The sequence below is a fragment of the Actinomadura vinacea genome, from assembly GCF_039532545.1.
In the GTDB taxonomy this organism is placed as follows: domain Bacteria; phylum Actinomycetota; class Actinomycetes; order Streptosporangiales; family Streptosporangiaceae; genus Spirillospora; species Spirillospora vinacea.
Window position 1 is genome coordinate 203,245 of record NZ_BAAARW010000024.1, and the last position, 17,471, is coordinate 220,715.

Below are 17,471 nucleotides of genomic sequence, written 5' to 3' on the forward strand. Positions count from 1 at the left end.
CCACACACCCGGCACCGCCGTCGCGGCGGTGCCGCAGTGTTCCAGCGCGGCGACCGGGTGGCCTCGGCCCCGCGACGTCGATCAGGCAGGCCAAGGGCTGGGCGTGACCGGCGCCGCCCGCAACGAGTCCGGGAAGCGGGCGCGCGCCGCGGCGACGGGTGATGCGAGTCCTCTGTCCCAGCCGTGCCCTCCCGCGCCGCGCTGATCATCAGTTTGGGAGAGTCATGTCCGGACAGGTCCGCGCGCACGAGGAGGGCTCACCCCGGTGATCGAACAGTGGCAGGCCATGGCCGGCGACGGCCGCGAGTTCGAGGCATGGGACGAGATCACCCGCCATGCCGAAGACCTGCCCGAGGGCGAAGTCCGGACGCTGATCGAGGAGCTGATCGAGGACCTGGCCGGCTGGCCGGGCCGCCGCCCGATGCCGCACCGCTGGTGGCAACGGCGCTGCCGGGGTGAGTGGGCGCCGTGCTTTCTCCTGGCCGACCACCGCGTCCTGTACGCCGACCTCGAAATGCTCGCCGGGAACGAGACCTGCGATCCCGGCGCGTACGAGGAGTTCTACGGCGCCGCGGCCATGGACGAAGAGGGTTTCTTCAGCTCCTTCAACGCGGTCGGGGCCGGCCCGGACCTGCGCTGGACGGCGCTCGTCTCCGCCGCCGAGGGCAACAGCTCCAGTGGCGGACTGGAGCTGTTCGACGCACAGACGGGAGCGTGGGAGAGCGACGGCGTCCAGGAGAACGACCACTACATCGGCTGGGGCGAGGAGGTGGCCTTCAGCCCGGACGGCTCGCTCGTCGCGGTCGCGGGCAGGTTCGACCGGCAGGTGATCGTCTGGCGCGTCCCGGGACCGGAACGGCTGTGGGCCGCGGGCCCGTGGCCGACGGGAACCGAGGGGGCTGGGTACTCCCACATCGGCTTCAGCGGAGACGGGAAGCTGATCGTGGCCGTGAGCTTCGCCTTTCCCTGGGAGGAGACCGCGGAACGGCAGGTCGTGGTGGCCGACGCCCAGACCGGCGACGTCGCCTTCACGACGGCCGCGGTCGCCGTGGGAGGCGCCGTGCTGGACCACTCCGGCACCAGGCTCGCTCTCATCGGCCCGGACGGCGAGGTGCCGATCTACCGGCTGCCCGACGGGGAGATCGTGGCCCGGCACCGAACGACCCTGCCCAGCGCCGGCACGCTCGCGCTCTCACCGCAGGGTGACACGGCCGCCCTCGGCGGCGACGGCGGCATGGAACTCGTGGGACGGTTCACCGGGCACGTGCCGGCCGAGGGAACCTGCCAGGCCATGACCTGGTCGCCGGACGGGCCGCGCGGCCTGTTCACCTCGCACGAGGCCGCCACGGTGATCGACCGCCAGGGGCACGCGCTGTGGACACGCCGCATCGAGGATCCAAGCGGCTTCCTGGCCGCCTTCACGCCCGGCGGGCGCGCACTGGTCACGGCCGAGACGTACCCCGCCGAGATCAGCGCCTGGTTCCTGGACCGCGACATGCGGAAGTGAACCCACCGGGGGCCACGCGCCACAGAGGCACCAAGCCCCACCAGCCGGCGGAACCCCAGTGATCGGGGTCCTGCGCCGCGTTCTGGGACGCCGCGGCCCTGCACACCGGCCGCCCGGCACCACCTGAGCGCCCCGCGGCGGAAACACACGCGGCGGGCGGCCTGCCGCGTGCCCCTCAGGCCGCCGCGACGCGACAGGGCGCCGGGCCGAACGGCCCGGCGCCCTGTCACATGCGCGAACTCCCCGGAGCGAGCCGCCCGCGGCGGCCGTCGGCGCGACGTCAGACGTTGACGCCGAAGTCCGAGGCGATGCCCGACAGCCCGGAGGCGTACCCCTGACCGACCGCGCGGAACTTCCACTCCGCGCCGTGCCGGTACAGCTCCCCGAACACCATCGCGGTCTCGGTCGAGGCGTCCTCCGACAGGTCGTAGCGGGCGATCTCGTTGTTGTCGGCCTGGTTGACGATCCGGATGAAGGCGTTGCGGACCTGGCCGAAGCTCTGCTGCCGGTTGTCGGCGTCGTAGATCGACACCGGGAACACGATCTTGGAGACCTCCGCCGGCACCGACGCCAGGTTCACCTTGATCTGCTCGTCGTCGCCCTCGCCCTCACCGGTGAGGTTGTCACCGGTGTGCTCGACCGTGCCGTCCGGGCTCTTGAGGTTGTTGAAGAACACGAAGTGCTTGTCCGACAGGACCTTGTTCTCCTGCGAGCACAGCATGGCGCTGGCGTCCAGGTCGAAGTCGCTGCCGGTCGTGGTCCGCACGTCCCAGCCCAGACCCACCAGGACCGCGGTCAGTCCGGGAGCCTCCTTCGTCAACGAGACGTTGCCGCCCTTGCTCAGACTGACTCCCACTGTGTTACCTCCGTATCGGCTCCGCGCGGGCCTTGTCACCCGTACGGTCTGTAACGAGAACGGTAGTCAACCGGTACCGGTTCCCACCGCGGCTTTCGCCACCCGGTGCCCGGAAATCCGTTCCCGCACACCGTAGGGGAACACCGCCCGCCACCGCAGGCCCGTGGCGCAGGCCCGACCCCTCACCGACACCTCACCGAGCCGCCACGAGCCACGGTCGAGGCCATGTCCGGCCTGGCGCCGCTTGCGGTGGTGTGCGAGGGATCAGGGATCTCATTCGCCGGCGGACCTAGAATGCTCGTGTGGTTATATTCCTGCTAGCTTATGTTGTGAGGTGATCGCGCCGATGAAGGGCAGGACCAGGATATGAACGACGGACCCAGCACCGGACCCGGCACCGAGGGGCACACCGGGACGCCCGCGCCCGACGGCACCGCGACCCTGCGCGACGGGCGGGCGCTGCTGCGTTTCGAACGCCGCCTGCGCCATCCCGCCGAACGGGTCTGGCGGGCGCTCACCGACCCCGACGAGATCTCCGCCTGGCTCGCCCGGGCGCACCTGGAACCGAAGGTGGGCGGCGCGTTCGAGCTGCGCTGGCTCAACTCCGGGGACGAGGAACCGGCCATCGCCCGCGGCACCGTCACCGCCTTCGACCCGCCGCGCCTGCTGGAACTGGACTCCGACCTGCACGGCAGGCTCCGCTGGGAGCTCACCCCGCTGCCCGGGCCGCCCCCGGGCACCCTGCTGGTGTTCACCAGCGACGTGGAGACCCCCGAGGAGTTCGTGCCCCAGACCCTGGCGGGCTGGCACATCCACCTGGACTACCTGGAGGAGGCCCTGGAGGGCGCCCGCGTCGACTGGGCCAACTGGACCACCGACCGCTGGCAGGTCCACCACGACCGCTACGTGGCCGGCCTCGGCGTGCTGGAGGCCGTCCAGGACCTGTACCGGCGCGTCCTGGACGGATGGAACGCCCGCGACGCCAGGGCCTTCGCCGCCCCGTTCCGCGAGGACGGCGTCTCCATCGGCTTCGACGGCACCGTGCACGCCGGGCGCGCCACCATCATCGAGCAGCTCTCGGCGACCTTCGCCGACCACGCCACCGGCGGCTTCGTCGGCAAGATCCAGGACGTGCGCGTGGTCGGGCCGGGCGCGGCGGTGCTGCGCGCCGTCGCGGGCATGGTCCCGCCCGGCGGGGACGACCTGCGCCCCGACCTCAACACGATCCAGACCATCACCGCCGCCCAGCTGCTGGGCCGCTGGCAGGTCGCGGTGTTCCAGAACACCCCGGCCCAGTTCCACGGCCGGCCCGAGACCGCCAAGAAGCTGACCGAGGAGCTCCGCGAGGTCCTGCGCACCCGCGGCCACTGACACCCGGCGGACGGGTCAGGCCGTGCGGTCGGGGCGCCGGTCCTGGCCGGCGTCCGGGTCGGCGCTGCCGCGGCCGCAGCCGGCCGGCCGCGACCGCGGCCCCGCGCGGTAGGCCCGCCGCCGCGGGGCCCTCCGGCGCGCCCGGCGCTCCCTGCGCGTCAGCACACCGTCGACCCACGTGAAAAGCAGGCCGATCCCGCAGATGCCGCCGAAAACGGCGAGCAGATACACCAGGCTCCACACCACCGCGCCCGACCCCCGTTCCTCCCGACAGAGGACGCGCACCTCGCGCGGCCGGTTGTCCTGGCGCCGATCAGGCGCGGGTCACGGCCAGGCGCACGCCCAGGCCGATCAGCGCGGTCCCCGTGACCCCGTCGATGGTGCGCCGCACCCGCTCCCGCGCGAACACCCGGCGCAGCGCCCCCACCACGTTGGCCACCGCCGTGAACCACACGCACGACATCGCAGCCGCGATCAGCGACAGCAGCAGCGTGTCGGCCACCGCCGGCCGATCCCCCAGGAACTGCGGCATCAGCGCCACGAAGAACACCGCCGCCTTCGGGTTCAGCACGTTGCACAGCAGGCCCTGCCGGAAGGCCGCCCAGGACGACACCGCCGCACGCTCGCCGGCGCCGTCCGCGGGCCCCTCCCCGCCGCTGCGCGCGGCCGCGCGCAGCGACCGCACCCCCAGGTACAGCAGGTACACCGCGCCGACGATCTTGACGACGGTGAACGCCGTCGCCGAGGCGGCCAGCACCGCCGCCACGCCCAGCGCGGCGGTCGCCGCCCACACCAGCACTCCGGCCGCGATGCCCAGCGCCGTCGCCATCCCGCCGCGCCGCCCGCCCACGGCCGCCTGGCGCACCACGATCGCGAAGTCCGGGCCCGGGGACATCGTCCCCAGCCCCGTCGTCACCATGAACGCGACCAGCTGCCCCGTAGTCGCCATCGCGACCCGCCCTCCCCGTTCCGTCCCGGTACGTCCCGGGCTTCAGGCTATCGGGGCTGATCATCCCGGCGGGCACCCGCCGTGACCCGGCCCGACAGCAGCTCCAGCGCCCGGTCCACGTCCTGCTCGCTGGTGGACAGGTGGAACGCGCAGCGCAGCCGTCCGGCCCGGACCGCGGCGATCACCTCGTGCGCGGCCAGCAGCTCCGCCGTGCCCTCCGCCACCGGCACCGACACGATCGCCGAATCCCCCGGCGGCAAGCCCAGCCCCGCGCGGAACCGGTTCGCCAGCGCCAGATCGTGCGCGTGCACCGCCGCCACCCCGACCCGCGCCAGCAACTCCAGCGCCGGCACCTGCCCCACCCAGCTCTGCCAGGCCGGGGACAGGTCCAGCCGGCGCGCGTCGCCGGCCAGCCGCAGCGGCGCACCGTAGATCGAATCCCAGACGTCGGCGCCCGCGTACCAGCCCGCCCCGATCGCCGGCAGCTCCGCCAGCGCCTCCGCGGTCCCCGCCAGGAAGCATGTGCCGCGCGGGCCCATCAGCCACTTGTAGCCGCCGCACACCAGCAGGTCGACCCGGTCGGCGGGCACCGGCAGCCACCCCACCGCCTGCGTGGCGTCCAGCAGCACGCGCGCTCCGTGCGCCCGCGCCGCGCCGATCAGCTCGTCCATCGCCGCGACCCGGCCGTCGGCCGACTGCACCGCCGACACCGCCACCAGGTCGACGTCGCCGTCGACCGCGCCGGCGATCCGCTCCAGCGGCACCGACCGCACCACCAGGCCGGGACGGGCCAGGAACGGGAACAGCAGGGAGGTGAAATCGCCGTCGGCCACCAGCACCGTCGCGCGCGCCGGCAGCGACGCCGCCACCAGCCCCACGAAGTACGACACCTGCGGCCCGCAGGCGATCCGCTCGGGCGGCAGCCCCACCAGCCGTCCGAACAGCGCCCGCGCGCGCCGCACCGCCTCGTCGCCCATGCCCGTGGTCAGCAGGCCCGCCGCGCGGTCCCGCTCGGCCGCCAGCATCGCCTCGTGCGCGCCCCGCGGCGGCAGCCCGTAGGAGGCGGTGTTGAGGAAGGCGCCCCGCGGCGCGAACTCCCGCCGCGCCGTCCGCGCATCGAGGGGCTCGGGGGGCTCGGGGGCGTCGCGGATCGCTGCGCTGATCGTGTCGGCCATGTCCCGATCCTCGGCCACCCCGCACCCATAGCACAAACCACTATCTTCTGGGTCGGGCCCAAAAGACATTGATACCTTGCGGCCATGCTCGACCTGAACCGCGGCCGCGTCCTGCGCGAGGTCGCCCGGCTGGGATCGATGACCGCCGCCGCGCGCGCCCTGTCCTACACCCAGCCCGCCGTCTCCCACCACATCGCCCGGCTCGAGGCCGAGGCCGGCACGCCCCTGGTCGTCCGGCACGGCCGCGGCGTGCGGCTCACCGAGGCGGGCCGGATCCTGGTCGAGCACGTCGAGGACGTCCTGGCCCGCACCGAGGCGGCCCAGGAGCGCATCGCCGCGATCGCCGGGCTGCGCGCCGGACGGGTCCGGGTCACGGCGTTCCCCACCGCCGCCGCGGCGTTCCTGCCCGACGCGCTGGCCGCGCTGCGCGACCGCGCCCCCGACGTCGTCGCCTCCCTCACCGAGGCCGAACCGCCGGCCGCCCTGGCCGCGCTGCGCGCCGGCGACACCGACCTGGCCCTGGTCTTCGCCTACCCGCACACCCCGCCCGACACCGGCGCCGGGTTCCGGGAGATCCCGCTGCGCCGGGACCCGATCCGGCTCGCCGTCCCCGCCGCGCACCCGCTGGCGGGCGCGGCGCGCCTGGAACCGGCCGAGTTGTCCGAGGAGACCTGGGCCGCGGGCTGCGAACGCTGCCGCGGCCACCTGCTGCGCGCCTGCGCCCGCGCCGGGTTCAGCCCCCGCATCGCCTACGCCACCGACGACCACATCGCCGTGCAACGCCTGGTCGCGCGCGGACTGGCGATCACCGCCATGCCCGCCCTGGCCTTCGCCCTCCACCACGAGCCCGGCGTCGCGCTCCCGCCATGCCCCGCCCTGGGCCGGCGCCGCATCACCGCGCTCGTGCCCGCCGGCCCCCTCCCGCCCGCCGTCGCCGCGCTGCTGGACGAGATCATCACCGTCGCCCGCGACGCCGACCAGGACGAGACGGCGGAACTGGAGACGGCGGCCAGCGGTGCCAGGGGCCGATGACGGCGAACCTCGTACCCGGGTCATAGACCTCGGCGTAGCGGTCGAGCAAGGCCAGGGCGACCATCACCGGCCGGCAGGCGGCGTCGTCATGACCGCGCAGCGGCCCGGTGCGCACCAGGACGCCGTTCCCGTGCACCCGCTGGACCTCGGCGCTGATCTTGTGCACCGGCTCGATCGGCTCGGTTTGCGCAACCGGCAGGCGAGGGCGGCTGTTCCTGCCGGCTCCGACTCATTGTCCGTGGTGGTTTCCGTGGTCGGCACGGATGCGGCTCGAATTCCTGCTGGGAGAGACTGTGACCAGAGCGATCGGCCCCGCGGCACACCGGGCCGATCCCTTACCCACGACCACAGGAGTGACCATGGCCAGCACCGAAGACAGCTCATACGAGGGGTTCACGGCCGAGGAGCGGGCCGCGATGAAGGAGCACGCCCAGGAGCAGAAGAAGGCGGCGCGCCGCAGCTCGCGTGCGGAGAAGGCGGCGGAGGCGGTGCGGGACGTGCTGGCGAAGATCGCCGAGATGCAGGACCCGGACCGGATCATGGCCGAGCGCGTCCACGCCGTCATCACGGCCAACGCCCCGGCCCTCGCGCCGAGGCTCTGGTACGGGATGCCCGCCTACGCGCTGGACGGCAAGGTCGTCTGCTTCTTCCAGAGCGCGGCCAAGTTCAAGGCGCGCTACGCGACACTCGGGTTCAACGACCCGGCGAAGCTGGACGACGGCCCCATGTGGCCGACCGCCTTCGCCCTGACCGAAGTGACGGCCGAGGTGGAGGCCCGGATCGCCGCGCTGGTGAAGCAGGCGGTGAACTGAGGCGGTTGACGCCCGGGTGCACCAGGTCACCGGGCGGTCATGGGCGCGAGGCCGGCGAGGACCAGCGTGCGCGCCGACCGGTAGCGGCAGCCGGTCCCGGGCGTCCGGGTGCCCGGTGAGCACCGCCGCCTCCGCCCTGAGCGCCACGTACCAGTGCAGCCAGACCCGGCAAACCCGCTTCCACACCTGTTCCGGCGACGCGGCCGCGGGGCCCGGGGAGCGCGACCGCAGGCGGCCGCTCTGCTCCATGCGTCGAGGAATCGCACGCTGCCTGCGAGCACCTCGTCGACATTGCCCGGCCGCGAGCTGATGCGCGACGGCCGCTGGCTGGTCTGACGCTCGACATCGAGGACCTGGACGACAAGCGCGGCCCGCCGGCGGCTAGCGGTGCCAGGGGCCGGTGACGGCGAACGTCGTGCCCGGGTCGTAGACGTTGACGAACATCGTCCGCCCGTTCGGGGAGAAGGTCACGCCGGCGAACTCGCCCCATGACGGCTTCTCCTGGGTGCCGGTGTTCTGCCGGTTGCGCGCCATCGGGTACACCTTGCGGTCTCGCGTCACGCCGAAGACGTGCTGCGCGCCGTCCCCGTCCTCGCACACCATCAGGCCGCCCTGCGGCGCCAGCGCGATGTTGTCGGGGGACTCCCCCGGCTTGCCGGTGTCGGTGCCCGGACCGAACACGATCACCAGGGTCAGGCGGCGTGAGCGCGGTTCGTAGGACCACACCTGCCCGAAGTGGTCGGCCTGCGACCCCTCGCTCTCGCGCGCGAAGCTGCACACGAAGTAGACCCGGTCGCCGCCCCAGTAGCAGCCCTCCAGCTTCTGCCCGTGGGTGATCCCGCCGGACCCGAAGTCCTGGAACCGGATCGGGGTCTGCCGGGCCAGCGGATCGGGCACCGGAACCCACTGCACGCGCTCGAACCTGGTCCCCGGCTCCCGCACCGCCGACAGGTCGGCCACGCCCGGCACCCGCAGCGCCTCCAGCCGTCCCCCGGCGCGCAGGCTGCCGAACCCGCCCCTGGGCCGCTCGGGCAGGAACCGGTAGAACAGCCCGAACGGCTTGTCGAAGGCGTCCTCGGTCTCGTAGACCACCCCGTCGCGCGGGTCGATCGCGACCGCCTCGTGCTGGAAGCGTCCCATCGCCGTCAGCGGCACCGCGCCGCTGCGTTCGGGACGGGCCGGGTCCACCTCGAAGATGAAGCCGTGGTCTTCGGTGTAGCCGTTGGTGCCCGCCTTGTCCTCGGTCTCCTCGCAGGTCAGCCAGGTGTTCCAGGGGGTGGGGCCGCCGGCGCAGTTGACCGCCGTCCCAGCGATCGCCACCCGCTCGCCCCGCACCCGCCCGTCGGCGGAGACCTCCAGGGCGGTGCAGCCGCCCTTGCCCTCGGGGTCGTAGGTCAGCCCCTCGACGGCCGGCACGCGATGCTCGGCGTCGGGACGGTTCTCGTGGTTGCGCACCAGCCGGACCCGGCCCGGTCCGCCGGGGAAGGCGGCCATGCCGTCGGCGTTGCCGGGCACCGGGCCCTCGCCGGAGCGCAGCGGCTCGCCCTCACGCGAGAGGATCTTGTAGCGGAACCCGCGGGGAAGGTCCAGGATCCCGGCGGGGTCGGGGACCAGCGGCCCGTAGCCCGCCGATCCGCCGACCGCGGCGGCGGCCGGGCTTCCGGCGAAAAGCTGCTCCACCGAGCCGGCGAAGGCGATGCCCGCCCCCACGGTGCCGCCGCGGGCGAGGATCTGGCGTCGCGTGACGGACATGGCCCCTCCTGGCGTCAGCCGGTAACAGGGAAGTTTGTAACACATGCCCTACAAGGTGTGAACCGCCCAGGACACCCCCGGCGATCTTCGTTCAACGCGCGGCGTACCCGCCCGGGCCGCTAAAATTACCGAACGACCGTTCATAAACCCGGTGAGGAGCCGAGCCCGTGGCGCGCCCCCGTACCACCAGCGACGAGGCGGTCCTGCGGGCCGCGGGCCGGGTGCTGGGACGGCTGGGCCCGGGCCGCCTCACCCTCGCGGCCGTCGCCGCCGAGGCCGGTCTCGCCCCCGCCACGATCGTCCAGCGGTTCGGCTCCAAGCGCGGCCTGCTGCTCGCGCTCGCCCGCCGGGCCGGGCCGGACGCCCGCCGCTTCTTCCAGGACGCCCGGAACCGCCTCACCCGCCCGAACGGCGTCCCGGGCGGCCCCGCCGGCGGGGCCGGGCCGCTGGAGGTCCTGCTCGCCGCGCTGCAGGCCATGGCCGGCACCGTCCGCACCCCCGAGGAGATGGCCAACAGCCTGGCCTTCCTCCAGCTCGACCTCACCGACCCCGAGTTCCGCGAACTCGCCACCCTCCACTTCGGCATCGTCGGTGAGGAGATCACCGCGCTGCTGGCCGAGGCCGCGGCCGCCGGCGACCTGGCCCCCGGCGCCGACACCGCCGCGCTGGCCCGCTCGGTCCACATCGCCTACAACGGCGTGCTGATCGTCTGGGCCATGACCGGCGAGGGCGGCACCCTGGAGCAGGCCCTGCACGCCGGCCTCGACCGGCTCCTGGCCCCGCACCGCGCCTGATCAGCGCCCGCCCTCCCCCGCCGCCGGACGGGCCGCGCGCTGCAGGCGGCGGCCCAGGTCGTGCAGGCGGCCGGCCAGCTCCGCCGGCTCCCGCACGGTGAAGTCGATCTCCAGGAACGCGATCCGCAGCGCCGTCCACTCCAGCGAGTCGGCCGCCGTCCGCACCAGGCAGGTGCGCTCGTCGACCGGCTCCAGCTCCGTCCCGGCCACCCGGAACCGCTCGGCCAGCTCCGCGGCCGGCGCGTGCACCAGCAGGACGGCCCGCTCGACGACGGGCCGCGACGCCGCCAGCGACCGCTTCACGAACGCCGCCGCGTCCGCCGCCGGCAGCTCCCGCGCCCGCCCGCGCACCCCCGTGGGCAGCGGATCGGCCAGCCGGTCGACGCGGAAGGTCCGCCAGTCCCCCCGGCCCAGATCCCAGGCCACCAGATACCAGCGGCGCCCCGCCGACACCAGCCCGTGCGGCTCGACCACGCGGCGGCTCTCGGCCTCGTCCCTGGCCCGGTAGGCGAACCGCAGCCGCTCCCGGTCGCGGCACGCCGCCGCCAGCACGGTCAGCGTCTCCGGCGCCACCACCGGCCCCGCCGGCGGCGGCGCGATCGGCATCGTCGCGGTCGACACCGCGTTCACCCGCCGCCGCAACCGGTCCGGCAGAATCTGCTCCAGCTTGGCCAGCGCCCGCACCGAGATCTCCTCGATCCCCTCCACCCCGCCGCCGGCCGCCGCGCCGCGCAGCCCCAGCGCGATCGCCACCGCCTCCCCGTCGTCCAGCAGCAGCGGGGGCAGCGCGGTGCCCGCCTCGAGCCGGTACCCGCCCGCCGCGCCCAGCTCGGCGTGCACGGGATAGCCCAGCCCGCGCAGCCGCTCGACGTCGCGGCGCACGGTGCGGACGGTCACGCCCAGCCGCTCGGCCAGCTCGGGGCCGGTCCGCTCGCGGCGGGCCTGCAGGAGCGACAGCAGCCGGAGCAGCCGCGCCGAAGTGTCGGTCACGCCTCCCAGTATGCGGCCGAAACAGGACCGATCCCGACCTGTTTGCCTCCTAGCGTGGCCGCCATGACGCCGACGAACGACGCGCCCGCGGTGCACAGGGACAGCATCGTGATCAAGGGTGCCCGCCAGAACAACCTGCAGGACCTCACCCTGCGCATCCCCAAGGAGAAGATCGTGGTCTTCACCGGGGTGTCGGGGTCGGGCAAGTCGTCGGTGGTGTTCGACACCGTCGCGGTGGAGTCGCAGCGCCAGCTGAACGAGACCTTCACCTGGTTCATCCGCAACCGGCTGCCCAAGTACGAGCGCCCCGACGCCGACGCGATCGACCACCTGGCCCCCGCCATCGTGGTCGACCAGCGGCCGATCGGCGGCAACTCCCGCTCCACCGTCGGCACCATGACCGACATCTACTCGGTGATCCGGGTGCTGTTCTCCCGCTGCGGACGGCCCAGCGCCGGCGAGTCCTCGGTGTACTCCTTCAACGACCCGCAGGGTATGTGCCCCGAATGCGACGGGCTCGGCCGGGTCGTCCGCGCGGACCTGGACAGGCTCCTCGACACCGCCAAGAGCCTCAACGACGGCGCCATCCTCTTCCAGCCGTTCGCGGTGGGGACCTTCCAGTGGCAGCTGTTCGCCGAGTCCGGGCTGTTCGACCCCGACAAGCCGCTGCGCGAGTTCACCCAACAGGAATGGGACCTCTTCCTGCACGGCAAGGGCTTCCGCGTGCCGCGCCTCAACCACACCGGCCGAATGGGCTCCAACGCCTTCGAGGGGCTGCTCGAACGGTTCGAGCGCCTCTACATCAAACGCGACCTGTCCACCCTGTCCGAACGCAGCCGCGAGGCCGCCGCAGGAATGGTCTCCCAGCGCACCTGCCCGGCCTGCGACGGCGCCCGCCTCAACCAGGCGGCGCTGGCCAGCCGCATCGGCGGACGCAACATCGCCGACCTGTGCGCCATGGAGGTCGCCGACCTCATCGGCACCCTCGCCGAGATCCAGGACCCCGTCGGAGGGCCGATCGCCGCCGCCGCGATCCAGCGGCTGGCACGCCTGGAGGCGATCGGACTGTCCTACCTCAGCCTGGACCGGCCGACCGGCACCGTCTCCGGCGGCGAGGCGCAACGCCTCAAGGTCGTGCGGCACCTGGGCTCCAGCCTCACCGGCATGACCTACATCTTCGACGAGCCCAGCACCGGCATGCACCCCCGCGACATCGGCCGCCTCAACGGCCTGCTGCGCCAGCTGCGCGACAAGGGCAACACCGTCCTGGTGGTCGAGCACGACCCCGACGTGATCGAGGTCGCCGACCACGTCGTCGACATGGGCCCCGGCGCCGGCGCGCACGGCGGCCACGCCGTCTTCCAGGGCACCGTCGAGCAGCTGCGCGCCTCCGACACCCTCACCGGGCGCTGCCTGCGCCGCTCCGCCCCGGTCAAACCGGCCTGCCGGGAACCCTCCGGCTGGCTCACCGTCACCGGCGCCACCCTGCACAACCTCAAGGACGTCACCGCGCGCTTCCCCACCGGCGTGCTCACCGCCGTCACCGGAGTGGCCGGGTCGGGCAAGAGCACCCTGGTCTCGGAGGTGTTCACCGCCGCCCACCCCGAGGCGATCGTGGTCGACCAGTCGGCCATCGCCACATCCCGGCGCTCCAGCCCCGCCACCTACATCGGGATCATGGATCCGCTGCGGCGGCTGTTCGCCAAGGCCAACGGCGTCGACCCCGGCCTGTTCAGCCACAACTCCAAGGGCGCCTGCCCCGAATGCGACGGCAACGGCGTCATCTACACCGACCTGGCGTTCATGGACCCGGTCACCACCACCTGCCGCCTCTGCCACGGCACCCGGTACCGCCCCGAGGTCCTCCGGCACCGGCTGCGCGGCAAGTCCATCGTCGACGTCCTGGCGCTCACCGCCGAGGAGGCCCTGGACTTCCTCACCGAGAAGCCGCTGCGGGCCAAACTCCGCACGCTCAACGAGGTCGGCCTGACCTACCTCACCCTCGGCCAGCCGCTCAGCTCCCTGTCCGGCGGCGAACGGCAGCGCATCAAACTGGCCGACCAACTGCACCGCACCGGCCAGGTCTACGTCCTGGACGAGCCCACCACCGGCCTGCACATGGCCGACGTCGACACCCTGGTCGCCCTGCTGGACCGCCTGGTCGACGCCGGCAACACCGTGATCGTCATCGAGCACGACCTGGACGTGGTCCGCCGCGCCGACTGGATCATCGACCTCGGCCCCGACGGCGGCAAGCACGGCGGGCGGATCGTGTTCGAGGGCACCCCCGCCCGGCTGCTGGAGTCCGCCGACTCCATCACCGCCGCCCACCTGCGCAAGGCCGTCCCCCCGAGCGCTCCCTGACCATCGACTTTGGTCTATCAAGCGTGGCACTTGGACGGATGCCGGCACCGGCCGCCGGCGGGACGCTGTGTGCGGGCCCAGGGGAAGGGCCCGCACACAGCCGCCACCACACCGCCGCACCACACCGCCGCACCACACCGCCGCACCACACCGCCGCACCACACCGCCGCACCACACCGCCGCACCACACCGCCGCACCACGGGGAGAGACCGATGGCCGCCACCGCCCAGGAACGCTGGGTGCTCGACCACGACGGACACCACCTGGAGGTGGAGGGCCGGAAGGCCCCCACCAGGCTGCTCCGCCTGTTCATCGACGGCGAGCAGGTCGCCGAGGAGAAGGCCACCGGCAAGAAGGCCGCCAAAGTCCTGCACGACGGCCTCACGATCAAGGCGACCTGGGACCGGCTCGGCCACCTGAGCGTGGTCGCGCTCGTCCCCGACTCCACCGATCTGGATGTCAAGGGCGTCCAGGACGTCAAGGACCTGGTCAGCCGGGCAGGGGAGACCTGGTTCACCCCGCCGCCCGGCAGCCGCGCCGCCCGCCGCGAGCGCCTGGCCCGCCGCTACCCCCGCCTGTACGCGGCCCGGCACGTCGCCGCCGCGATCGCCAAGGTCCTGCTGCCGCTGCTCGGGATCGGCGCGCTCATCCGGCTGCCCAAGCCCGACATCGACCTGCCCGAGGTGAACCCGCCGGACCTGCCGGACCTGCCCGGCATCCCGTGGCCGAGCATCGACCTGCCCTCGCTCCCGATCCCGGACGTGACCCTGCCCGGCTGGGTCCAGGCGATCCTGCAGACCGCCAAGTACTGGGGCCCGGTCCTGGCCGCGACGCTGATCGCCGTCCAGGAGTACCAGCGCCGCAAGAAGCAGCGCGAAAAGGCCGCCGCACGCACCGTCGACACCCCTCCCCCCGCCGACACCGGCGCCGAGCACAAGGAGGACCGAGAGCCGGACAAGGAACAGGACCCCTCCTCCGGTCGCGTCGCCTGACAGCCCCGGCCACCGAGCGCGGAACGCGCCGCCGGAGGGCGGGCGTCTGGACTCGCGGACGGGGGCGGCGCGGCGCAGGCCCGGCCCGGACGCCGCATGAGGGCACCTCGTCCCTGATGTCGTCGGGCCCCTCTAAAGTTGCCCCGCATGAGTGATCATCCCCCCGCGCTCGATGAGGAGAACGTCCTCACCGTCCCCGAAGCGCTGCGCGGAGAACTCCTGCTCCGTCGCGGCGGGGCGGTGCCGAACCCGCCGCCGCGGATCGACCCGTCCGCTGCGAGGCGGGTGCGTGACCGGCTGGAGGAAGGGCGCGCGGCAATCGAACGGATGCTTTACCACCTGGGCAGCGATCCCCGCGCCGTGAAGGCGGCGCGGGCATACCTGAACGGCGAGCCGGACCCGCGCGGCGCGGCCGCCGTCGCCATCGTCGAGACGCACGTGTCCCGGGGCGAGGACCTCGACATCTGGACCCGCACCTGGGCCGTCGAGAACGCCGTGGCGTGGGTCGACGCGTGGGCCGTCGAGCACGGGCCGGCGTTCGCGGCCTGCGCCGGCGCGGAAGCGGACGGCCTCGTCGTCGAGGTGGACAAGCTGAGCGGGGACTACGTCCTCAAGGCCGACGGCTGGACGCAGAAGCAGCTGCCGTGGGCGACGGGACCCGCGGGCAAGCGGATGCGCGCGCTGCTGGCGGTCGCGGACGAGTCCGACCACGCCGAGGCCGTCGAGCGGCTGGCCGGGCATCGCGGGACGCGGCAGCAGCGCTTGGTGGTGTCGTTTCTGGTCCCGTCGCGGCAGGAGTGGGTGGAGGAGTGCGTCCGCGAACGGCCCAAGCGGGACACCGACGCCTCCAATCTGCTCTGGTGCTCCCTCGGGTCCGACCGGCAGCTCGCTCGGCTGCGCGGGGCGAACTGGGCGCACCTGGGCGACCACGAGGTCAGCCTGGAGATCCTGCTCACCGCGGCCGAGGGGATCGGCCCGGCCCTCGCCCCGCACCTGGCCGCGGCGCTCGAAGAAACCGGGTACGAGACTCGCGACTACGTCTACGGCGCGGGCTTCAACGCGTCCGCGCGCAGGGCGATCTCCCAGGTGCTCTCGCTGCTGCCCAGCGATGAGGCCTTCACCATCGTGGCCGACCACATCGACCGGCCGGGCGGGCTGGCCGCCCTGACGGAGATGATCGAACGCTTCCCGGTGCGGGCGCTCCGACTTCTCGCCCGGCGAAGCGAAAGCTCCGAACCGGCGGCGCGCCTGCTCTCCGCGCATCTGCGGGCCCGCCCCGAACTGAGGGCGCGGCTGGCAGAGCTGGACGACCAGGCGCGTTCGGCGGTCGAGGCCGTTGAGGCGGCGCGGGTGCCCGAAGCCCCCGACGGCCTCGTCCCGAAGGCGTTCAAGAAGGCCGCGAAGGACGCTGCTCCAGGTTGGGCCCCGCCGGCCCTGCTTCCGCAGATCCTGATGCGGGGACGTGAGCACGCGCTGCCGGAGGCCGCGACCGCGAACCTGCTCGCGGCCCTCGGCAAGGCGAGCCCGAAGCGCTCCCCGGCCGGGCCCCTGAAGGAGGCACTGGACGCGCTCGACCCGGCCTCCCTCGCGCGGTTCGGCTGGGCGCTGTTCGAACACGGGCGGTCCGTCGGCGAGGAGTCACGGACGGTCTGGACGCAGCTGTGCTGGACCGGCGACGAGGAGACCATGCGCCGCCTGGGCGCGATGGCGCGCGCCGCCACCGGGCAGTCCCACATCAAGATGCCGCTGAACGGCCTCGAGGTGCTCGCCGCGTCCGGTTCGGACGTCGCCGTCCTGCAACTCCACCTCGTCGCCGACAAGGCACGGCCCAAGCGGCTGAAGAACAAGGCGGGCAAGCTGCTCAACCAGGTCGCACAGGCGCGCGGCCTCACGCTGGAGCAGCTCGCCGACCGCATGGTCCCCGACTTCGGCCTGGACGGCGCGGACGGCATGACGCTCGACTACGGCCCGCGTTCCTTCCGTGTCGGCTTCGACGAGCAACTCCGCCCGGTCGTGTACGACGACAAGGGCAAGCTCCGCAAGTCGCTGCCCAAACCGGGGGTGCAGGACGACCCCGAGCTCGCGCCCGCCGCCCACCGGGCGTTCAGCGGGCTGAAAAAGGACGTCCGGGGTGTCGCGGCCGACCTGGTCCGGCGGCTGGAACGGGCGATGGTGCAGCAGCGCCGCTGGAGCACCGATGACTTCCGCAGGTTGTTCGTGGAGCATCCGCTGGTGTGCCACCTCGTCCGGCGGCTGGTCTGGCTGCACGAGCAGGACGGCCGCGCGACCACGGCGTTCCGCGTCGCCGAGGACCGCTCCTTCGCCGACGCCGACGATGAGGCCCTCACCCTGCCCGACTCCGGCGCCGTCCTGATCGCGCACCCCCTTCGCCTGGGGGAGACCGCCGCCGCGTGGAGCGAGCTGTTCGCCGACTACGAGATCCTCCAGCCGTTCCCGCAGCTCGGCCGGCCGGTCGACGCGCTCACCGACGAGGAGGGCGCCGGCGACCGCATCGAGCGCTTCTCCGGCGTGGAGGTCGGCGTCGGCGCGCTGCTGAGGCTGGAACGCCAGGGCTGGCGTCGCGACGCCGCCGGGGAGGGAGGCGTGCAGACCTCGATCCGGTTCGACTCGCCGAACGGACTCACGATCATCCTCGACGTCTACCCCGGGTTCCCCGTCACGGCCCCGGCCGACTGGGAAGAGCAGACGCTGGACAGCCTCTGGATCGCCGATCACGACGCCTACGACTACGGCACAAAGAAGTCCAAGGCCACCTTCGCCGGCCTGGACGATGTCACCGCGTCCGAAGTCCTGCGCGCGCTGGCCGACGTCGTGGATGACGCGAAAGCCTAGGTTCGCAGGCCCAGGGCCACGGC

At 73.4% G+C, this 17,471-nt stretch carries 14 protein-coding genes; 8 read left to right on the forward strand and 6 right to left on the reverse strand.

Annotated features, from left to right (window positions below; translation table 11 throughout):
* Positions 1-265: 265 nt before the first annotated feature.
* A complete protein-coding gene (locus tag ABD340_RS32350; protein ID WP_344594143.1) occupies positions 266-1,507 on the forward strand; it encodes a WD40 repeat domain-containing protein in 1,242 nt (413 codons plus the stop codon).
* 280 nt (positions 1,508-1,787) lie between these two features.
* On the opposite strand, the gene ABD340_RS32355 is transcribed toward ABD340_RS32350, so the two are convergent.
* A complete protein-coding gene (locus ABD340_RS32355; RefSeq protein WP_344594145.1) occupies positions 1,788-2,363 on the reverse strand; it encodes a TerD family protein in 576 nt (191 codons plus the stop codon).
* A gap of 366 nt (positions 2,364-2,729) precedes the next feature.
* Between ABD340_RS32355 and ABD340_RS32360 the strand changes: the two genes are divergently transcribed.
* Positions 2,730-3,734 carry an SgcJ/EcaC family oxidoreductase gene (locus ABD340_RS32360; protein ID WP_344594146.1) on the forward strand — a complete coding sequence of 335 codons (1,005 nt, stop codon included), beginning with the start codon at positions 2,730-2,732 and terminating at the stop codon, positions 3,732-3,734.
* 15 nt (positions 3,735-3,749) lie between these two features.
* Here ABD340_RS32360 and ABD340_RS32365 read toward each other — a convergent pair whose 3' ends face one another.
* Genes ABD340_RS32365 through ABD340_RS32375 form a run of 3 tightly spaced genes read right to left on the reverse strand, consistent with a single transcriptional unit; the run spans position 3,750 to position 5,858 of the window.
* The gene (locus tag ABD340_RS32365; protein WP_344594148.1) at positions 3,750-4,019 is read right to left on the reverse strand and encodes a hypothetical protein; all 270 of its coding nucleotides are present in this window, start codon (positions 4,017-4,019) and stop codon (positions 3,750-3,752) included.
* A gap of 28 nt (positions 4,020-4,047) precedes the next feature.
* Complete coding sequence (locus tag ABD340_RS32370) at positions 4,048-4,683, reverse strand: LysE family translocator (protein WP_344594149.1); 636 nt, start codon at positions 4,681-4,683, stop codon at positions 4,048-4,050.
* A gap of 47 nt (positions 4,684-4,730) precedes the next feature.
* Entirely contained in the window at positions 4,731-5,858 is a 1,128-nt protein-coding gene (locus ABD340_RS32375) for an aminotransferase class V-fold PLP-dependent enzyme (RefSeq protein ID WP_344594150.1), read from the reverse strand.
* Positions 5,859-5,942: 84 nt separating this feature from the next.
* Here ABD340_RS32375 and ABD340_RS32380 point away from each other — a divergent pair, with 84 nt between their 5' ends.
* Positions 5,943-6,890 (forward strand): LysR family transcriptional regulator, encoded by a 948-nt coding sequence (locus ABD340_RS32380; RefSeq protein WP_344594152.1) that lies wholly within the window; start codon positions 5,943-5,945, stop codon positions 6,888-6,890.
* 359 nt (positions 6,891-7,249) lie between these two features.
* Positions 7,250-7,702 carry an iron chaperone gene (locus ABD340_RS32385; protein WP_344594153.1) on the forward strand — a complete coding sequence of 151 codons (453 nt, stop codon included), beginning with the start codon at positions 7,250-7,252 and terminating at the stop codon, positions 7,700-7,702.
* A 381-nt stretch (positions 7,703-8,083) separates the two neighbouring features.
* On the opposite strand, the gene ABD340_RS32390 is transcribed toward ABD340_RS32385, so the two are convergent.
* Positions 8,084-9,454: an alkaline phosphatase PhoX gene (locus tag ABD340_RS32390; protein WP_344594155.1), complete on the reverse strand. Its 1,371-nt coding sequence runs from the start codon at positions 9,452-9,454 to the stop codon at positions 8,084-8,086.
* A 167-nt stretch (positions 9,455-9,621) separates the two neighbouring features.
* On the opposite strand from ABD340_RS32390, the gene ABD340_RS32395 reads away from it, so the two are divergent.
* Positions 9,622-10,248, forward strand: coding sequence for a TetR family transcriptional regulator (locus ABD340_RS32395; RefSeq protein WP_344594156.1), 627 nt, complete (start codon positions 9,622-9,624; stop codon positions 10,246-10,248).
* Here ABD340_RS32395 and ABD340_RS32400 read toward each other — a convergent pair whose 3' ends face one another.
* Positions 10,249-11,238, reverse strand: coding sequence for a helix-turn-helix transcriptional regulator (locus tag ABD340_RS32400; protein ID WP_344594158.1), 990 nt, complete (start codon positions 11,236-11,238; stop codon positions 10,249-10,251).
* A 63-nt stretch (positions 11,239-11,301) separates the two neighbouring features.
* On the opposite strand from ABD340_RS32400, the gene ABD340_RS32405 reads away from it, so the two are divergent.
* The 3 genes from ABD340_RS32405 (at position 11,302) to ABD340_RS32415 (ending at position 17,448) form a co-directional block, all read left to right on the forward strand.
* Positions 11,302-13,602, forward strand: coding sequence for an ATP-binding cassette domain-containing protein (locus ABD340_RS32405; protein WP_344594159.1), 2,301 nt, complete (start codon positions 11,302-11,304; stop codon positions 13,600-13,602).
* 213 nt (positions 13,603-13,815) lie between these two features.
* On the forward strand, positions 13,816-14,595 hold the full coding sequence (locus ABD340_RS32410; RefSeq protein ID WP_344594160.1) for a hypothetical protein: 780 nt from the start codon (positions 13,816-13,818) through the stop codon (positions 14,593-14,595).
* 147 nt (positions 14,596-14,742) lie between these two features.
* Complete coding sequence (locus ABD340_RS32415; RefSeq protein ID WP_344594162.1) at positions 14,743-17,448, forward strand: DUF4132 domain-containing protein; 2,706 nt, start codon at positions 14,743-14,745, stop codon at positions 17,446-17,448.
* The last annotated feature ends 23 nt before the right edge of the window (positions 17,449-17,471 follow it).

Coding starts and splice junctions, on each gene's coding strand:
- ABD340_RS32360 (WP_344594146.1), top strand. CDS start 2,730: ATGAACGACGGACCCAGCACCGGACCCGGCACCGAGGGGCACACCGGG.
- ABD340_RS32370 (WP_344594149.1), bottom strand. CDS start 4,683: ATGGCGACTACGGGGCAGCTGGTCGCGTTCATGGTGACGACGGGGCTG.
- ABD340_RS32375 (WP_344594150.1), bottom strand. CDS start 5,858: ATGGCCGACACGATCAGCGCAGCGATCCGCGACGCCCCCGAGCCCCCC.
- ABD340_RS32380 (WP_344594152.1), top strand. CDS start 5,943: ATGCTCGACCTGAACCGCGGCCGCGTCCTGCGCGAGGTCGCCCGGCTG.
- ABD340_RS32385 (WP_344594153.1), top strand. CDS start 7,250: ATGGCCAGCACCGAAGACAGCTCATACGAGGGGTTCACGGCCGAGGAG.
- ABD340_RS32390 (WP_344594155.1), bottom strand. CDS start 9,454: ATGTCCGTCACGCGACGCCAGATCCTCGCCCGCGGCGGCACCGTGGGG.
- ABD340_RS32405 (WP_344594159.1), top strand. CDS start 11,302: ATGACGCCGACGAACGACGCGCCCGCGGTGCACAGGGACAGCATCGTG.
- ABD340_RS32410 (WP_344594160.1), top strand. CDS start 13,816: ATGGCCGCCACCGCCCAGGAACGCTGGGTGCTCGACCACGACGGACAC.
- ABD340_RS32415 (WP_344594162.1), top strand. CDS start 14,743: ATGAGTGATCATCCCCCCGCGCTCGATGAGGAGAACGTCCTCACCGTC.